The sequence below is a fragment of the Neptunomonas sp. ABH4_499 genome, from assembly GCF_056160565.1.
Map to the genome: position 1 here is coordinate 1 of NZ_JBSWXK010000043.1, position 643 is coordinate 643.

At 41.1% G+C, this 643-nt stretch carries 1 protein-coding gene; it reads left to right on the forward strand.

The window, feature by feature from the left end:
* The first annotated feature begins 117 nt into the window (after positions 1-117).
* Positions 118-480, forward strand: a complete 363-nt coding sequence (locus ACXAF9_RS18155) for a VOC family protein (protein WP_475076834.1) — start codon at positions 118-120, stop codon at positions 478-480.
* The last annotated feature ends 163 nt before the right edge of the window (positions 481-643 follow it).

The window sequence follows — 643 nt, forward strand, 5'->3', positions numbered from 1 at the left end:
AAAAAACTTTTTTTAGGCGTTAAAGAATATGAAGGAGGACTGTGGGATGAAGTCTTATGGTGTTAAATGTCTAATCCGACAGTCTCGTTATATGCAAATCACCCCAAGGAGAAAACTATGAAACCAAATTTCAGTCCGGGGAAAAATATTGCTATAAAGGTGCCGACTCATGAATATGAAAAGATGGTGAATTTTTATGGTGTCGTTTTAGGCCTAAATAAGAAAGAGGCTAATTCACCAGATAGCTTCGAATCAGTAGCATTCGAATTTGGTGGTAAAAATTTATGGGTCGATAAAGTATCAGGAATAAGCCAAGCGGAAGTATGGCTTGAAATTGAAACCGACAACGCTACCGAAGCCAAGAAATACCTTGAATCGCAGGGCTGTGCGATCAGAAATGAAATAGAGTCCTTACCATCTAGCTTTAACGGATTTTGGTTGAGCAGCCCTTCAAATACTATCCACTTAGTTAATGAATAACACATATAACAAGCACATTAAAAATCGCCCACAAAAAACGTGGGCTGGACTCGCTAACGCTCGCCTTTTATGTGGGCGTTGAGGCTGTCGGATAAGTTTTGCAGCCCTCGACCTGCGGTCGAATCCTCGGTTACACTGCTTGAAACAAACTTTACCCCGCATG

Excerpts from the sequence above, each read along its gene's own strand:
- ACXAF9_RS18155 (WP_475076834.1), top strand. The coding sequence starts at position 118 with ATGAAACCAAATTTCAGTCCGGGGAAAAATATTGCTATAAAGGTGCCG.